The sequence below is a fragment of the Saliphagus sp. LR7 genome (assembly GCF_003344565.1).
Lineage (GTDB): Archaea > Halobacteriota > Halobacteria > Halobacteriales > Natrialbaceae > Saliphagus > Saliphagus infecundisoli.
This window is the reverse complement of record NZ_QPND01000022.1, coordinates 1-15,789: the sequence shown is the minus strand read 5'-3', so window position 1 is coordinate 15,789 and position 15,789 is coordinate 1. Positions and strand designations below refer to the sequence as shown.

14 protein-coding genes and 2 pseudogenes are annotated in these 15,789 nt (G+C 57.3%); 9 read left to right on the top strand and 7 right to left on the bottom strand.

Annotated features, from left to right (window positions below):
* Window positions 1-23: 23 nt before the first annotated feature.
* Genes DVH23_RS19525 through DVH23_RS25065 form a run of 3 tightly spaced genes read right to left on the bottom strand, consistent with a single transcriptional unit; the run spans window position 24 to window position 1,963 of the window.
* Window positions 24-761 carry a helix-turn-helix domain-containing protein gene (locus DVH23_RS19525; protein ID WP_114579072.1) on the bottom strand — a complete coding sequence of 246 codons (738 nt, stop codon included), beginning with the start codon at window positions 759-761 and terminating at the stop codon, window positions 24-26.
* A gap of 43 nt (window positions 762-804) precedes the next feature.
* Window positions 805-1,827, bottom strand: coding sequence for a YeiH family protein (locus tag DVH23_RS19520; protein WP_114579071.1), 1,023 nt, complete (start codon window positions 1,825-1,827; stop codon window positions 805-807).
* 4 nt (window positions 1,828-1,831) lie between these two features.
* A complete protein-coding gene (locus DVH23_RS25065) occupies window positions 1,832-1,963 on the bottom strand; it encodes a hypothetical protein (protein ID WP_255565288.1) in 132 nt (43 codons plus the stop codon).
* 363 nt (window positions 1,964-2,326) lie between these two features.
* On the opposite strand from DVH23_RS25065, the gene DVH23_RS19510 reads away from it, so the two are divergent.
* The 3 genes from DVH23_RS19510 (at window position 2,327) to DVH23_RS19500 (ending at window position 4,469) form a co-directional block, all read left to right on the top strand.
* A complete protein-coding gene (locus DVH23_RS19510) occupies window positions 2,327-2,713 on the top strand; it encodes a DoxX family protein (RefSeq protein ID WP_232833837.1) in 387 nt (128 codons plus the stop codon).
* Window positions 2,714-2,868: 155 nt separating this feature from the next.
* Window positions 2,869-3,333, top strand: coding sequence for a nucleoside deaminase (locus DVH23_RS19505; protein ID WP_255565287.1), 465 nt, complete (start codon window positions 2,869-2,871; stop codon window positions 3,331-3,333).
* Window positions 3,334-3,506: 173 nt separating this feature from the next.
* A complete protein-coding gene (locus tag DVH23_RS19500; protein ID WP_114579068.1) occupies window positions 3,507-4,469 on the top strand; it encodes a PLP-dependent cysteine synthase family protein in 963 nt (320 codons plus the stop codon).
* A gap of 181 nt (window positions 4,470-4,650) precedes the next feature.
* Here DVH23_RS19500 and DVH23_RS19495 read toward each other — a convergent pair whose 3' ends face one another.
* Entirely contained in the window at window positions 4,651-4,974 is a 324-nt protein-coding gene (locus tag DVH23_RS19495) for a multidrug efflux SMR transporter (RefSeq protein WP_114579067.1), read from the bottom strand.
* 525 nt (window positions 4,975-5,499) lie between these two features.
* Here DVH23_RS19495 and DVH23_RS19490 point away from each other — a divergent pair.
* Window positions 5,500-5,934 carry a DUF488 domain-containing protein gene (locus tag DVH23_RS19490; protein WP_114579094.1) on the top strand — a complete coding sequence of 145 codons (435 nt, stop codon included), beginning with the start codon at window positions 5,500-5,502 and terminating at the stop codon, window positions 5,932-5,934.
* 61 nt (window positions 5,935-5,995) lie between these two features.
* On the opposite strand, the gene ddh is transcribed toward DVH23_RS19490, so the two are convergent.
* Window positions 5,996-6,925 (bottom strand): D-2-hydroxyacid dehydrogenase, encoded by a 930-nt coding sequence (ddh, locus tag DVH23_RS19485; protein WP_232833835.1) that lies wholly within the window; start codon window positions 6,923-6,925, stop codon window positions 5,996-5,998.
* Between the two features lie 397 nt (window positions 6,926-7,322).
* Between ddh and DVH23_RS25315 the strand changes: the two are divergent.
* From DVH23_RS25315 to DVH23_RS19465, 3 genes and pseudogenes are all read left to right on the top strand, one after another.
* Window positions 7,323-9,586: pseudogene (locus tag DVH23_RS25315) on the top strand (heavy metal translocating P-type ATPase).
* 592 nt (window positions 9,587-10,178) lie between these two features.
* A pseudogene (locus DVH23_RS19475) lies at window positions 10,179-11,557 on the top strand (putative manganese transporter).
* Window positions 11,558-11,788, top strand: a complete 231-nt coding sequence (locus DVH23_RS19465) for a universal stress protein (RefSeq protein ID WP_114579065.1) — start codon at window positions 11,558-11,560, stop codon at window positions 11,786-11,788.
* 221 nt (window positions 11,789-12,009) lie between these two features.
* On the opposite strand, the gene DVH23_RS19460 is transcribed toward DVH23_RS19465, so the two are convergent.
* Window positions 12,010-12,342 carry a helix-turn-helix domain-containing protein gene (locus DVH23_RS19460; RefSeq protein WP_114579064.1) on the bottom strand — a complete coding sequence of 111 codons (333 nt, stop codon included), beginning with the start codon at window positions 12,340-12,342 and terminating at the stop codon, window positions 12,010-12,012.
* A 95-nt stretch (window positions 12,343-12,437) separates the two neighbouring features.
* Here DVH23_RS19460 and DVH23_RS19455 point away from each other — a divergent pair, with 95 nt between their 5' ends.
* Together DVH23_RS19455 and DVH23_RS19450 are read left to right on the top strand one after the other, a co-directional pair.
* Window positions 12,438-13,025, top strand: a complete 588-nt coding sequence (locus tag DVH23_RS19455) for a protoglobin domain-containing protein (protein WP_114579063.1) — start codon at window positions 12,438-12,440, stop codon at window positions 13,023-13,025.
* Between the two features lie 122 nt (window positions 13,026-13,147).
* Entirely contained in the window at window positions 13,148-14,494 is a 1,347-nt protein-coding gene (locus DVH23_RS19450; RefSeq protein WP_114579062.1) for a glutamate-1-semialdehyde 2,1-aminomutase, read from the top strand.
* A 338-nt stretch (window positions 14,495-14,832) separates the two neighbouring features.
* On the opposite strand, the gene DVH23_RS23820 is transcribed toward DVH23_RS19450, so the two are convergent.
* Window positions 14,833-14,991, bottom strand: coding sequence for a hypothetical protein (locus DVH23_RS23820; RefSeq protein WP_157972511.1), 159 nt, complete (start codon window positions 14,989-14,991; stop codon window positions 14,833-14,835).
* Window positions 14,992-15,789: the final 798 nt, after the last annotated feature.

Here is a 15,789-nt window from a genome sequence, read left to right as displayed (position 1 = left end):
CCTGCTGTCACACACCGACGGAGCTATTCGAGCCATCGCGTGGTTTCGTCCTGATCGATGTATCGGTGGATGAGTTTCGACTCGGCTTGTCGGAGCCGATAGGAGAGCGTCGACCGGGGGATGCCGAGTTCGACAGCGAGTTCGTCGAGCGTCGTTTCCCGTGGCGGGTCGTAATACCCCCCCGAGACGGCTGTGCGGAGCGCAGTCTCCTGCTCTTCCGGGAGCGTTCCACCCGTCACCTGCTCCCGTCGCCATTCAGTGGCATCCCGGAGATGGCCCATCTTGAACGAGAGCCCGTTGTGGAGTCTCGCTCCGAGTTCATCGTAGAAGATGCCGATTTTCTCATCCGAGCGCATGAGAACACGCCACCAGCACGTTCCTTCATGCTGCCGGGTCTCGAAAATCAGTCCATCGGGCAGATGCTTCCCGGCGAGCGTATGAACGGACTCACACTGACGGATATCTGCCAGGTACGAATACAGGACGAGTTCGTTCGTCGAACGTTCTACGACGTCGTGATGGCGTTCAGCCGCGCACCGCTGTTCGGTGATCGCTTCCCCACAGCAACTGTCGTCGAATCGGATGTCTTCGAGACGGTCAAGAGCCGTCTCGGGACCGGTAACGTGCTCCATCCGCCAGAAAGCGTGTTCGTCGACGACTGCGTCGAGCGAGTGCGCGCTAAGCGTCGAATGATCAAGAAAGACATCCATCACAGGGTCGACGCCCTTCTCGTAATCGATAGCAAACGTGAACTCCCGCATCGTACGTCGATAGTTGTCGCTCGACAAAAGCGCTCCCGGTTTCTCAGAACAGCGTTTGTACGACCAAGAGCATCACTGTCGCAACGATCACGAGGCCAGTGAGCACCACGAGAATCGGCTTGTACCCCGTGGATCGGAGATCATCGAGTTGGATATCGAGTCCGAGCCCGGCGAACGCGATGAGGAACGCCCAGTCGGAGAGATTCGCCAGCGAAGTGACCTCCGCGTTGCTCAGAAAGCCGAGGTTCGCGACAACCATCAAGGCGAGAAAGCCGATGACGAACTTCGGAAACGTGTCCCACAGGAACCGCCACTCGATGGCGCTTCCAGCAGTTCCACCGTCCGCCGTGACAGTCTTCGATTCGATCTCAGCGGTTGTGCGGGCGTAGTAGATGGCGTAGGCGATGGCGACGAGACCGATTAAGGAATTTCGAGTGAGTTTCACGAGGAGTGCCCACTCACCAGCGGTCTTCGAGAACGCGAAACCAGCAGCGGTGACAGGTCCGGTACTGAACATCGTCAAACCAGCCCAGATGCCGAAGACTGTCTCAGAGAGACCGAGTGTATGGCCGACGAGCGGATAGACGAAGAGGGTCGTCGCATCGAACAGGAGGACGGTCGCAGCGGCGTATGCGATACGGGTATCGTTAGCAGCGATGCTCTCGGCGATGGCGACGACAGCCGACACGCCACAGATACCCGAACCGGCGGCGAGAAGCGAGCCGGTTTCCTCTTGGATGACGAAGACGATCCGTGCGAGGAGTTCGATGACGACGATGGTCGTAATGACCGTGGCAACAACGAGCAAGAGGATCGCCGGCCCGGCCGCGATGACGCGGTCAAGCGCCACGCTCGCACCCATGACGACGATGCCGAGTTCGAGCCAGAGCTTGTGGGTTCCGACGGCAGTCTGCGCCCAGTCCGGAATCCCGTACAGATTCCCGATGAGGAGTCCAAGGGCTATCGTGATGATGAGGTGGTGCACCGGGATGACAGTGGCAACGAGCCGTCCGGTGAGTCCGATCCCGAGGAGGAGCGCAAGGCCGGGGAAGAGCGTTCGGTTCATTCGATCACCACGGGATCGAAACGCCATTAGAAACGACCAGGAGTGCGAGGAAACCGAGCAGGACTGCCTGCCAGCCGCTTTCGAGGGTCATCCACCACTGGGTGAGCGTTTCGGAGACGTGGTCGGTGTTGGTCACTGTGTCACTCTCTCGGAGGAGGAATCGAATCAGAGTTCGGTTGTCGTAGGACAAAAATTGTCGAACGACAATTGACCAGATTCTCGAACCCATTCACGTGGACGGCTCACGAATAGAAACGGGCACTGGGGAACACGTGCATTGAGAGCATCGGTCCCGACATTCACTGGCAGGATATTCTCGTCGTTGCCGCTGATATCTTCGGCAGTCAGAGATCACTCTACTTCGATTGCTTCTCGTCGAGAGGATCCAATCTATGGATATGAGCCAGCACCCTCTAATCCCCACATCCAAATCGGTAGTGAATAATCTCTCTGAGCAACGAATAAGCAGTCGATGCCAACCACGATCGGAGGACTCTTAATGGCTCCGTCACGACTCGGCCGGCTTCTGTACGGCGGCGTCTTCGCCTATACTGCCACCGAGAACCTCCGCGAGTTAGATGGTCGCATCGAATACGCCGAGGCGAAGGACGTACTGCTGCCCGATATCCTTGTTCCAGCGGCGAGTGGGATGTTATTACTGGGTAGTGTAGGGATTATGCTCTGGCGTGCACCACGACTCGCCGCCGCGGCAATCGTCGCGTGGTTCCTCGGTATCACACCTACGATGCACGATTTCTGGAATCATGAAGATAGAGATAGGCGATCCGAGCAAATCCAGTTCCTGAAGAATACGGCGATGCTTGGAGCGGCAATCATGCTCCTCACTCGGGCTCGGTCTGGGACCATCGCTGACGAGGATTCGTAGCCGACGAGTAGCAATACAGTTCGTGTTCTGTCACAACAATCAACGTCATCACCGCTCGAAGGATGAGCCCCCGATAGGAGCCGTCCTCCGTCCAGACGAAATCTTCGATCGCCGTTCCAAACACGTATCCCATCGGCAAAGACAACTATACAGTTGTGACTGCTCCCAACTTCGACGAGTTTGATCACGACGCACATATGCGCGAAACCTTCGAGCTCGCGCGTGAGGCTACTGTTCGTGGCGACAAACCGTTCGGCTCCGTGCTCGTCCGCGACGATACAGTCATCATGAGCGATTCGAACCGCGAGATTACGGAGGATGATATCCGCCGCCATCCCGAACTCCATCTCGCGTACCGCGCGTGCCGAGAGTACGATGCCGATGAGCGCGCTGCGATGGCGATGTATACGAGCACTGAACCCTGCCCGATGTGTGCGGGCGGGATGGCGACAGCTGGGTTCGAGCGTGTCGTCTACAGTGTCGGGAGTGATGAAATCGCGGCGTTCACCGGAAGCGAGCCAACAGTTCGGTGCGGGGAAATCCTGGACGGCGTCAGCGACGTTGTCGGCCCGCTGTTGAACGAGGAAGGTCGCCAGATTCACCAAGAGTACGATTGGTAACTCCTCCGAACGCCAAGTTGCCGATCTGTGAGATGTCATAGGAGGATATTTAAACCGATATGCGGTGTCCGGCAAATAATCAGTACATGGAAAGCAGTGACCCGAGCCCAATCCAACGATCACAAAGCCTCTAACCGGTACCTCTAACCTCATAGATTGGGAATCGTTCCGGTATGGGCTCTCGAAACTATCCGAATACGATAGAGGCAATCGGTGAAACACCGATGGTCGATCTTCCCTCACTTCGTCCCAATGACGGGGCGTCGATTTCTGTAAAGTGGGAGGGGGCAAATCCCACGGGAAGTCTCAAAGACCGGATGGCACTTGCCATAGTCGAGGCCGCCCGGGAGCGGGGAGACCTCGAACCGGGTGATCCCGTCGTTGAGTTCACCGGTGGAAGCACCGGTACGAGTCTCGCATTCGTCTGTGCCGTTCTCGGACACCCGTTTCACGTCGTCACGGCGGACTGCGTCGCAGACGAGAAGATTGCCTCGATGCGCGCACTCGGAGCACAGGTCAATCTTATCGAAACACCCGATGGAACCGCATACGATGGACTGTTCGACGACCTCCGCGAAGAAGCGCTGAGGGTCCGTGACCAGACTGGCGCGTACTGCACCAACCAGTTCGAGAATCACGACCAGCTCGACGGGTACGAGGCGTTCGGGAACGAAATTCTCAATCAACGACCCGACGTCGACGAGTTTGTTATGATCGTCGGTACTGGTGGTTGTGCGATGGGTACTGCCCGAGCACTTTGCGAGGCCGATGCCGATGTTCGGATCTCTGTCGTCGAGCCTGCAGAGTCCCCGGTCCTCACAGAGGGAACGACTGGTGAACACAGTGTACAGGGGACGGCAATCGTCGGGTCACCACCGCTGGTTGACGACGACGCCTACGACCGAGTGTACACAATCCCGAATGAGGATGGCATCGAATGTGTTCGCGAGATAGCGCGGGAAGAGGGGGTACTCGTCGGAACGAGTACCGGGATGAACGTTACAGCTGCCCAGCAAATTGCCGCCAATCGTGAGCCAGATGCCACTGTCGTTACGGTCGCCTGCGATACCGGGCTCAAGTATCTTTCCGGCGGACTGTATGAAGGACTCGAAGAATCGACGTTCTGTCTCTGTTGAATCGAGGTGGGTTTCGAAATTCCCAGACGGTATCGAGAATTTGTGTTGAGACAGTTCAAGCACAGACTACATAGGATGATTGCCAGTCGGTCTATTCCGCAAACCAACTGAGGGGTGATTCACCGGAACGAGGTGAAATCACCCCTTGCGAAGAGTTCTATGACACACTTGAGCCGTGTTGTTAGTGCCCTCCAGAGACGAAGTGGAGGCCAACGATCCCGAAGACGATCACGGAGATGAAGAGGAGACGGGCACTCGTCGCCGGTTCGTCGAATAAGACGATGCCGAGCGTGGCAGTGCCAACTGCGCCGATCCCCGTCCAGACAGCATACGCGGTCCCGATCGGCAGGTTTTGTATCGCTTTCGCGAGTAACACCATGCTGATGATGAGCGCGATGACTGTACCCGCTGTCGGGATTGGTTCTGAGAGCCCGTCAGAATACTCTAAGCCAATTGCCCAAGCGATCTCGAACAGGCCAGCTACGAAGAGCAAGATCCACGACATTCCTCTATCTCTTGCTCACAAATCGGACTATAGCTTTCGATATCGACAGACAGACGTTGATTCGATACCTGTTGGACGTGCAGTCTCTATTTGGATCGTACTCCGGCAGTAATGCGTCAATCCGCTGCACGAATCGATGTCGGTCGTCCTGCCCGCTGGATAGTCTTGACAGCATAGTACTACTTCGGCGGTTGCCGATGAACGAGTAGCATGGACTGGATCGAAGTCGTTGCAGTCTCTCGCTTTTGAAGAGAAGATGACTGCTTTCCTCTGTGACGAGTAAGATGACACTCCTCGGGATATATGGCTTCGAAATCTCTGCAACTGCCGTTCGCCGAGTCTGTAGCCACTACAGCAAGGCTCGTGAATGAGCCCGAAACGCCATCCACGCCCAACCGCCGAAGTAGTAATAGGCCGGCCATATTCTCGCTCTGCGAACTATCACAAAACCCCCAGCGGGCAGGGGCCATAGACATCCACCGGGAGGTTGACTACGCTGGGCGCCAAACGGCAAAGACAGAGATCGTGACCACCTCTGATCTCCTCGAGGACACGTACGTCGCAGCGCTACAGCATGATCTCGTAGACATCTCCCTGGAGGCTACGCTCGTGGGTGTGGTAGGACGGCCAACTGGCTGGTTCAGAACGACGATCGACGAGAACTACCCGGCACTCGGTCCACCCCCAGACCTCCTCGACGAGTTCAAACAGCGCCACGAGGATTTCAAAATGCAGGGGATGTGTGACGAAGGCGCCCATAATGCTGCCTGGGACGAGGTCGGATTCGAGGACCGGTACCGAACACATCTCACCGAAGCTGCGGATGCTCAGGAGGCAGTCGCTGAACTCACGGACCGGATTCGTGATGGTGAACACCTCGTCTTCGTCTGTTTCGAAAACACCGACCAGAAACGCTGTCACCGGACGCTGCTCAAGGAGCATATCACTGAACAGCTATAGTGGAAGTCTATCGTGTGCCTCTGTTCGATCTGTTCGATCTGCGTAATCTCAAGCCACTCGGCTACACGATCCGATTGACGAGTTCCTCGCCAGCGTCAATGTGGGCGAGGTTCTCCCGGACGAGATTCGCGACATTCTGATAGTAGTCCTTGGTGAACCCCGCGCAGTGGGGGGTGATGAGAACCTCCTCGAACTCCCAGAGTGGAGACTCCTCGGGCAGCGGTTCCGCCTCGAAGACATCGAGTGCAGCGCCACCGAGCTCCCCAACTTCGATGGCGTCGACGAGCGCCGCCTGGTCGACGACAGGGCCACGCGCGACGTTAATTAGAATTGTATCGTCTCGCATCGTCGCGAATTCTTCGGTGGACATCAGATGGCGAGTCTCGTCGACGAGCGGTACTGCGAGCACAACAAACTTCGAATCCCGGATCGCTGTATGGAGGTCATCCGGTGTGTAGACCGTTCGAACCCCGTCGAGAGGGTCGCCGGAGCGACGAACGCCGACGACGTCGAGTCCGAGCGCGGTCGCCCGGTCCACGATTCCCCGTCCGAGCGTCCCTAATCCGACGATGCAACAACGCTCGTCTGCCAGCGTATATGCGTCGTCCCATGCGGGAGGCGACCACTCCCACTGAGTCTGCGATTTCACGGCTGGCAGCAGTCGACGTGCGAACGAAAGCATGTATCCCGCGACAGTCTCGCCGACCGCCGGACCGTGGATGCCGCTGCTGTTCGTGAGGATCACCCCCTGCTCGCGCAATTCGTTGAAAGGGAAGCGATCCACACCGGCCTGAATCGAGTGTATCCAGTCGACTCCCTCGAGGTAGCTCTCGTGATAGGCCATCGTGACGACAGCGTCGTACGGTTCGAGTGAGTCGGCGCTAGCATCGATGATTGCTACGTCGACGATGTCAGTGAGGGCGTCCCGCAGTTGTTCGGGGGGAAAGACGGTCGAGACGGACTCATCGACTGCGATACTCGAGATTTCCATAGGCAGCTACTTCCATCGAACACCGTTTAGTATCTACGCATCTAAGCCACCGGTAATGGCAAGCCTCGGTGAGGGACACATCATCTACCAATCCGGAGTTCTCAATGCCGACCAGTGGTGGTGAGTGATTCTGTCTTCTCCTCACTCCCAGTCTGCTACATGCGCGCTCTGTGGTCGAGAGATTCTGGGTGACCCGATCATCGGAGACAGCGATACCGTGTTCTGCTGCTCTGGATGTCGAGATGTTCAGCAAACACTCGGTGAGAGGGGCGGAGAGAATCATGAGGAATCCGGGCGAAGGGAACCGGATGCGGCCCGTACCGGGAGTCTCCGTTCCGACAGTAGTACTGGCCAATCTCAGACGGAGTCCCGCACTGTGTTCCTGCAGGTGGATGGGATGCACTGTGCGACGTGTGAAGCCTTTCTGGAATCGATAGCTGAAGATTGTGCGGGAGTCACCGACGCTGCAGCGAGCTACGTCACCGAGACGATTCGCGTCGAGTACGATCCCACGAGCATCTCGGCGGACGACCTCTGTGAGTCGCTGAGTCCGCTCGGCTATACGGCAACGCGTCGTGACGGTGGCAGTGATAATGCACCGACTGCGGTCGGGCAATCGCGGCGGCAAGACGAGACGGGTAGACGAGACATCGACGAGGTGCTCGGGTTTCGCTACGCTGCGGGCGTTATTTTCGGGACGTTCATGCTCCTCCCGTATGCGGTACTTCTCTATCCGGCGCAGCTCTCGTCGTTCTTCGGTGATGGGACGCTTGGCATGTACGCGAGTGCGTCTGGGATCGGCGGTGGAGATGGCCTGTTGATTCTGCCGCTCTTTCTCGTTCTGACGGGTGTGGTTCTGGTGTTCACCGGCCTCCCGCTGTTACAGGGCGCCTATGTCAGTCTGAAGATGCGACAACCGAACACGGACCTGCTCGTCGCACTCCCTGTCGTGAGCGCCTACGTGTACAGCACGCTCGCCTTTCTCCTCGGGCGGATCGACGTCTTCTACGACCTAACGATCGTGGTTGCCGCGAGCGTGGTGGCTGCGATCTTCTACGAATCACTGAGCAAGCAGCGGGCGATGGACCGCCTGACGAACCTTACCATTTCACGGGTTACTGATGCCCGACGATACGACGCCGACGGGACCACGACGACGGTCGACGTAAGTGATCTCGAACCAGGAGAGAGCGTGCTCGTCCGTGAGGGCGAACGCATCCCGGTCGATGGGGTGCTTGTCGAAGGCGAGTGTACGGTCGACGAGGCGGTCGTGACGGGCGAGTCGCTCCCGGTCCAGAAGCGGGCAGGTGACGACCTCGTCGGCGGCGCGGTCGTCACAAATGGCGCTGCTGTAGTCACGGTGAGTGACAGTGCATCCAGCAGTATCGACCGGCTCATCACGTCGGTCTGGAATCTCCAGAGTGGGGACCACGGCGTCCAGCGACAGGCCGATCGGTTCGCGTCGTTCGTCATTCCAGTCGTCGTAGGGGGAGCGGTACTCGCCGGTGGCTGGTCACTCCTGGTGGGGCTGGCGTCCCGCTCGCCATCCTGACGGCGTTGTCAGTGCTCTTGGTCGGGTGTCCATGGGCACTCGGGCTCGCGACGCCGCTCTCCGTCGCAACAAGTATCGAGGAAGCAGTGACTCGTGGCATCGTCGTGTTCGACGAAACCGTCTTCGAGCGCCTTCTGAACGTCGACGTCGTCGTCTTCGACAAGACAGGCACCATCACGACCGGCCGGATGGAGGTCCTCGACGCGGATGCTCCGGCGGATCTGTTGGTGGCCGTCGCAGACCTTGAGCAACGAGCATCACATCCGGCGGCGGACGCGATCGTGAGTGCATTTGCGCAGGAGGAGCAAGCCGGTGAGGATCCCAGAGCCGATGGTGGGGTCGCGAATGAAGACGACCGCGAGCGAGCAGGGGGCATCTCCGAGTTCACGAGCCATGAGACCGGGATCGAAGGGGTTGTCGAGGACACGCGGGTTCTCGTGGGCAATCTCGATCTTTTCACGGATCAGGAGTGGTCGGTGAGCGACAGCATCGAAACCCGGGCGACAGCGGCTCGTGACGTCGGGCGGCTTCCGGTTATCGTCGGTCGTGATGGTCGTGCGGAGGGTGTCATCGTCGTGGGCGACGAGCCACGAACGGGCTGGGACGACACGCTCACGCAGCTGAGTGCCCGTGATATGGAGATCGTGGTTCTGACCGGCGATGACGAGGCCGCCACTGACTTCCTCAGCACTCACCCCGGAGTCAACCATGTGTTTGCAGGGGTTCCGCCTACGGGCAAGACTGCGACGATTCGCCGGCTCCAGTCCCGGGGACAGGTCGCGATGGTCGGCGATGGAACGAACGATGCCCCGGCCCTCGCGACGGCCGATCTGGGGATTTCGCTCGGTGGTGGGACTGCGCTCGCGTCTGATGCCGCGGATGTTTCCATCGTTGACGACGACCTCTCGGCAGTCGAGACGACGTTCGATCTCGCAGCTGCGGCCCGGCGCCGCGTCAGGCAGAACAACGCGGTGGCGCTTCTCTATAACGCGATCACGATTCCACTCGCGGCTGTGGGCTTGCTGAACCCGGTGATTGCGATGGGGGCGGTCGTGACGAGTGGCGGTCTCCTCGCGGCGAATTCATTTCGGGCGCTTCTCGACGAATAACGGCCTCACCGCCAGAATTAGTTGAGACTTGTTCTCTCAATGCAGACGTTTCTCAGGTCGGGGGGTTGCTCATATGGCATATTACAGAGAGTAACCCCCACGACGGTTCAATCACTTTTCCTCGTTTAATTTCAGTCCTCCACAGCACGTTTCCCAGTGAACTGGTGGTTAATATCACCCCAACTACCGCGAATGCGAATAAGGGGGGAGATCCACCTACCAACTGTAACAGAACGACTGTAAGTTACAAACCATCGCGCTGAGGAGGTTGCACGGTCTATTGTCTCGGTACGGTTGTTATCATACTCACCAGCGAACGACTGCACCACGTTGGACGAGTCGCGTACTCTAGAAAGTGAGAATTGTCTCGAGTGCCTCATCAGAGGACTCTGCAGAGAATAGATATATCTAAACTATTAATTAGGCCAGTAGTTTTTTGTTTTTAGGGGCGGCACCGAGGCTTGTTCACAAACTCATGAGGACATCAGACGACACGTCCGGCAGACGAAGAGACTCAAAACAGAGGCCATCGATCAAGCGTCTACGGAGGTAGGCAGGTCAACAGGCGAACCGCGGCAGAGGAAATCAACAGATGATACCGCTGCAGCTACCATTGGGAGCGTTTAGCCCCACCGTACAGGAGATTCTCAACATCTTCATCGGCTCCTGGCGCGAGGGATTTGTCCAGGTTTCGTGTTTTGTCGGTGCGACCATCCTCCTGTTTAGCCTCGTCCAGTACCGGTTCGACGAGAAACTCACCAAACTGCTTGAGGAGAATGAGCGGGCCCAGCCGCTCGCCGGTGCCTTGCTGGGGCTGACGCCGGGGTGTGGTGGTGCCATCATTGCGATGCCGCTGTATATTCGTGGGACGGTCAGCTTCGGAACTGTCGTCGCAGCACTTGCGGCGACAGCGGGCGACTCCGCCTTTATTATCCTCGCACTCGCACCCGAGGCGGCGCTGTACGCGTACGGACTCGCGTTTATCTCCGCAATCTTGTTTGGCTACGCTATCGACCTCTGGGGACTCGGTGTGGGCCGCGTTGACCGCGCGGTTGACCGCATCGGTCAACCGATGACCGACGGCGGCTTCGCCACAACGAGTGTTGCCGAGGGCGGTCCAAGTATACCTGACTACGAGAGTCCAGACCATCACGGCCACGGTAGTAGCCTGCCGAGCTACCTCCCGCAATCCAGCCTTATGGAACGGATTAGCCACGCAATCCACGGCCTCTGGTGGGTCGTCCTCTCGGGAGCCTTAGTCGCTGGCATCATGTACCTCGCGCAAGGTGCCCAAGAGCCGATCTGGGAGCTCGCGCTCACGTACGACGGACTGTTCACGGTCGCCGGCCTCGTGGGCACCACTCTCTCGTTCTACCTGTACTTCGTCGGGAAGCATTACATCGGTGAGGGTGAAACCGGTCGTGCCAGGGAGTCCTTCGAGAGCCTGTACAGAGCCTGTCCAAAAATGATTGTCTTGCCGGTAAATCGGCGTAATAAACGCTGTAATCGGTTCTAATTCCGTGAAATTCGGCTCAAAATTGTTTTTTAGACAGGCTCTACAAGACGTTTCAACACGCCGCCATGGAGACTGCGATGGTCACTGTCTGGGTCATTGCCGGCTACCTTCTCTATGAGTACGGGCTGCTGATTACCGGGCTCGATATTCAGGGACTTGCCGCGGCGGCGGGCGTGCTCGCCCCTATCGGAGGTGCGCTCATCGGGCTGATTCCCGGCTGTGCGGCCCATATCGTGTTCGCACAGTTGTACGCCGTCGAGGAGGCCATCCCGTTCTCGGCGTTGACGGCCAACGCGATCAGCCAGGATGGTGACGCCCTGTTCCCGCTGATGGCCATTGACCTGAAGGCTGCTATCGTCGCAACTATCTACACGACGGTGCCGGGGATCATCACCGGTGTGCTCGTCTACTACTTCTGGCCGTTCGCTCAGTTCGGCTTCGGAGTGATCGGGTAGATGTACGACGACATCCTCGTCCCCGTTGACGGAAGCGAACACGCGATCGCCGCCATCCGACAGGCGCTCGGACTCGCCGAAACGTCCCGCGCGACCGTCCACGGGCTGTCAGTCGCATTCGTCGTCTCCGCACTCATTGGCAGTATCGCACTGTACTGTGCCTTCAATATCCAGCGGTTCGCCATCGCGAGGGACGGCAGTTCAGAGATACCCGATCCGGCGACAGACTGATAGAGAACGACCGGCTTCCAGACGCTGCAGGCCTCGTCCGTTCTCGTTCAATGGAGGGGTGAGACGGGCTCTAAGCAGAAATCGAGCCGGATCGTACCGAACTCAAACTGGAACCATCGCTGACGAGGTGGCGTAGCCGGCGAGTAGCAAACAGTTCGTGTTCTGTCACAGAACTGGCGGCATCGAACGGTTCTCCACGACCAAAGCACGGAACAATGTTGTCAGTCGTGTGCGTACCGCTGTTCGAGTTCCTCGATCTGCGTGATGATCCCTGCGAGTTCGTCACCCTTCTCAGTCAACGAGTAGGAGACAGTCGGAGGCGTCGCTGACTCATCGACCGCTCGGACGACGACGTCCTCTTTCTGCAGACTCTTGAGCCGGGTCGAGAGGGTACTTGCCGGTATCCCGTCGATACTGTGTTTAATCTGATTGAACTGCTCATCTCCGCGGGCGAGCAATCGAAGGATGTGGAATGTCCACTTACATCCAAGCACTTCCCAGATGCCACTCCACTCGGTCGGTTCCGGAAGTCCGGTCTCTGAGTCTGTTCCCATGAGACTACCTAGTTCACTCTATTGTAGCTACTACCTTCAAAATAACTACTTCATTTATGGCCCCAAGCGTGGTAGCACTATGTAGGTAATTCCAGATGAGCAACGACCAGATCCCCGGCTACACGATGGGCGAAGACTCAGTCCAAGAGGCCCCGATCGGTATGGACGAGTTCGACCAGCTTAAGCAGACCGTGATGTTCACCGAAGAGGACGAGGAGCATCTTCAGGAAGCAGGTGACATTCTCGGACCACAGGGTGGCGAAATCCTTGATGTCTGGTACGGCTTCGTCGGTGATCACGACTTCCTCGTCTATTATTTCAGCCAACCTGACGGAGAGCCGATCGACGGGTATCTCGACCGAGTACGTGACCGATTCGTGCAATGGGTTCGGGATACTTGTGACACCCCGTACGACGAAGCGTGGCTTGACTACCAGTTCGAGATCGCTCGCCGGCATCATCGAACAAAGAAGAACCAGGCCGACGACGTCGACGCCGTCCCGAACATCGACCTCCGATACGTCATCGCTTTCATTTACCCGATTACCGCCACGATTCGAGATTTCCTCGACGACGGTGATCACAGTGCCGAAGAGGTCGACGCGATGTATCATGCGTGGTTTAAATCAGTCACGCTCCAGGTTGCGCTCTGGAGCTACCCCTACGCCGAGGAGGACTGGTAGATGATCTGCCCTGCTAATTTCCCTGAACATGAGGACCACTCCGCGTCGCTTCAAGAGTTTCTGACACGCCTGCCGGCCAACATAGTACACGTCCGTCGAAATTATCAAAGTGAAATAAATCAATGACGGGGCCGAATTCAAAGAAGTTGTACGACCGAGCGATTTCCTCGCTGGTGGGCGGCGTTAACTCGCCAGTTCGGGCTGACCCGCAACCGACGCCAGCGTTCGTCGACCACGGTGAGGGCGGTCACATCGTTGACGCAGACGGAAGCAAATATCTCGACTACATCATGGGGTATGGTCCATTACTACTCGGTCACGATCTGCCCGAGCTCGTTCGTGAGGCCATCGACGAAGCGGTTGCCGCAGGACCAATGTACGGCGCGCCGACCGAACTCGAAATCGAGCTGGCCGAATTCATCGCATCACACGTCAAATCGGTCGAGACGCTCCGCTTCGTTAACTCCGGGACAGAGGCAACGTCGGCCGCTGTCCGTCTAGCCCGTGGTCATACCGGGCGCGAAAAAATCGTCGTGATGCAGGGCGGATACCACGGGGGCCACGAGTCGTTCCTCGTCAAAGGCACGCCAGAACGATCGCGCCCAAGCAGTGCTGGCGTTCCACAAGCATTCGCAGAACAGACGCTGCCCGTCCCGTTCAACGACGAGCAGGCAGTGAGGAGTGTCTTCGAGCGCCATGGCGATGACATCGCGGCCGTCCTCACCGAGCCACTACTGGGCAATCACGGAATCGTCACCCCGGTCGAAGGTTACCACGAGACGCTCCGGGATCTGTGCGACGAATCCGGCGCGCTTCTGATCCTCGACGAGGTGATCACGGGCTTCCGCGTCGGCGGGCTCCAGTGCGCGCAGGGCAAGTACGGGATTATGCCGGATCTGACGACGTTTGCAAAGATCGTCGGGGGCGGATTCCCAGTTGGAGCAATCGGCGGCCAGGCCGAGATTATGCAGGGGTTCAGGCCGGCTGGAGAAGTGTTCGAGTCCGGGACATTCAACGGCCACCCAGTGACGATGGCCGCCGGCCTCGAAACGCTCCGGTACGCTGAGGAGAACGACGTGTACGGGCACGTGAACGAGCTCGGTGAGCACCTTCGGTCTGGTCTCCAGGATATTGTCGAAGACCACGCTCCTGCCTACACTGTCGCCGGGACGGACTCGATGTTCAAACTGTTGTTCACGCGGAATGGTCCGCCAGAGACGACAGGCCACTGCCAGAGCGGCTGCGAACAACGGAGTGACTGTCCACGATTTAGGACGTGTCCGAAAACCGGTGCTGCTGTTGCGGCCGGCGAGACTGACAGGTGGAAACGGGTGTTCTGGCCCGCAATGGCCGAGCATGGCGTGCTGCTTACTCCGAATCAGTTCGAGAGTCAATTCCTCAGCTACGCGCACACTGAGGCCGATGTCGAGGGGACACTCGACGCCTACCAAGATATTCTCTCATCATGACACAGGGATAATCAACCGATCGGTCGTGTCGCAAAGTCCTCTAGACTTTGCTCTCAGTCTCAGAAAGGCATTTTATCCGAGCACCTGTTCTTTCGTTAGAGTCGTCGTGAACGTCGTATGTGGGATTTGAAGGAAAATCGGTGGTAGACATCAGCCTCGAGAACGCGAAACTCTAAACCGCTTTGCGACGCGACCTCACTGTCTGCTTGGGCGTGTTGCGCACTCTCCAAGCAGACGCGTACTCTAACCCGACGTGATCGACTGAGCCTAGAATGGATGATGCTGGTCTCATTCCCAATGAAAATCTCAATAAGAGTAGCGAGATCCTATAAGCTTAGTTAGAAGCCAATTATAATGAATACTATTATATAGGCAATTATTCCAATTAGAGCAGTGATGAGCATCCAGAAGCCGATGAAAATCGCCGCTTGCCGACCGGTCATTTTGTCGCCGTCTAAAATGGTACCAGCCTTATCAATCATGTCTCTGACCCCCATATTCGAACAACAATTGAGTAGATTAAATAAGCTTGCGTGTGACTACTCCTCATGCTTTGGTTACTATAAATAATTTATAATTAAAATATTAGAATTTGAATTTTCTTATCTTAATTTCAATAATATGGTCGCGGTGCACACTATTTCCAAGATTCCTTCACCGAAATCAGGGTATGCGCCTCACGAATTACTCCCGACTTCAGTATTTGAATTCATATGCCGAGGAGCGATTATTCGGTAGATAGACCAGACACGATTAGTTCATTCACTCGGTGAGGATTGCTCAGAATCGGGTAGAGGGTTCAATGAGAGTTGAAATCATTCGTCTTCCATTAATCCTACTTCCGCGGTTTAACCTGAACGAGTAGCATGATTTCTCTGGGAGCGGTGCAGCCTGCCGGTTTTGATTGACGAACCGGGAAGACATCACCGATTGGACATGCTTCATCGGGCTGCCGACGTGGTGACCCACCACTGCTGAAACGGCACAGACGCTTCGGAGGGAATCCCTCTATAACACGCGAAAACGACCTCAAAACGACGATTTACTCAACCGCGGAAGTAAGATTGAGTGGTCTGCGCAACGTTTGACCATCCCTTCACGGAGACCGGGACCGACGGGAGGACGAGACGGAGTTTACAGATCAGGAACGCTCAAAGGCATTGGTCTTTAGCTAAGCCTCAACAGTCGGTTGGATGGCGGTAGCGAGCTGTTCCTGGAGGATCGGTCGTTGCTGGTGGATCTTCTGCGCGTCTTCGATCAGTCGCTGTAGCAGCGGCGGCGGTGAGTAAGCGAGA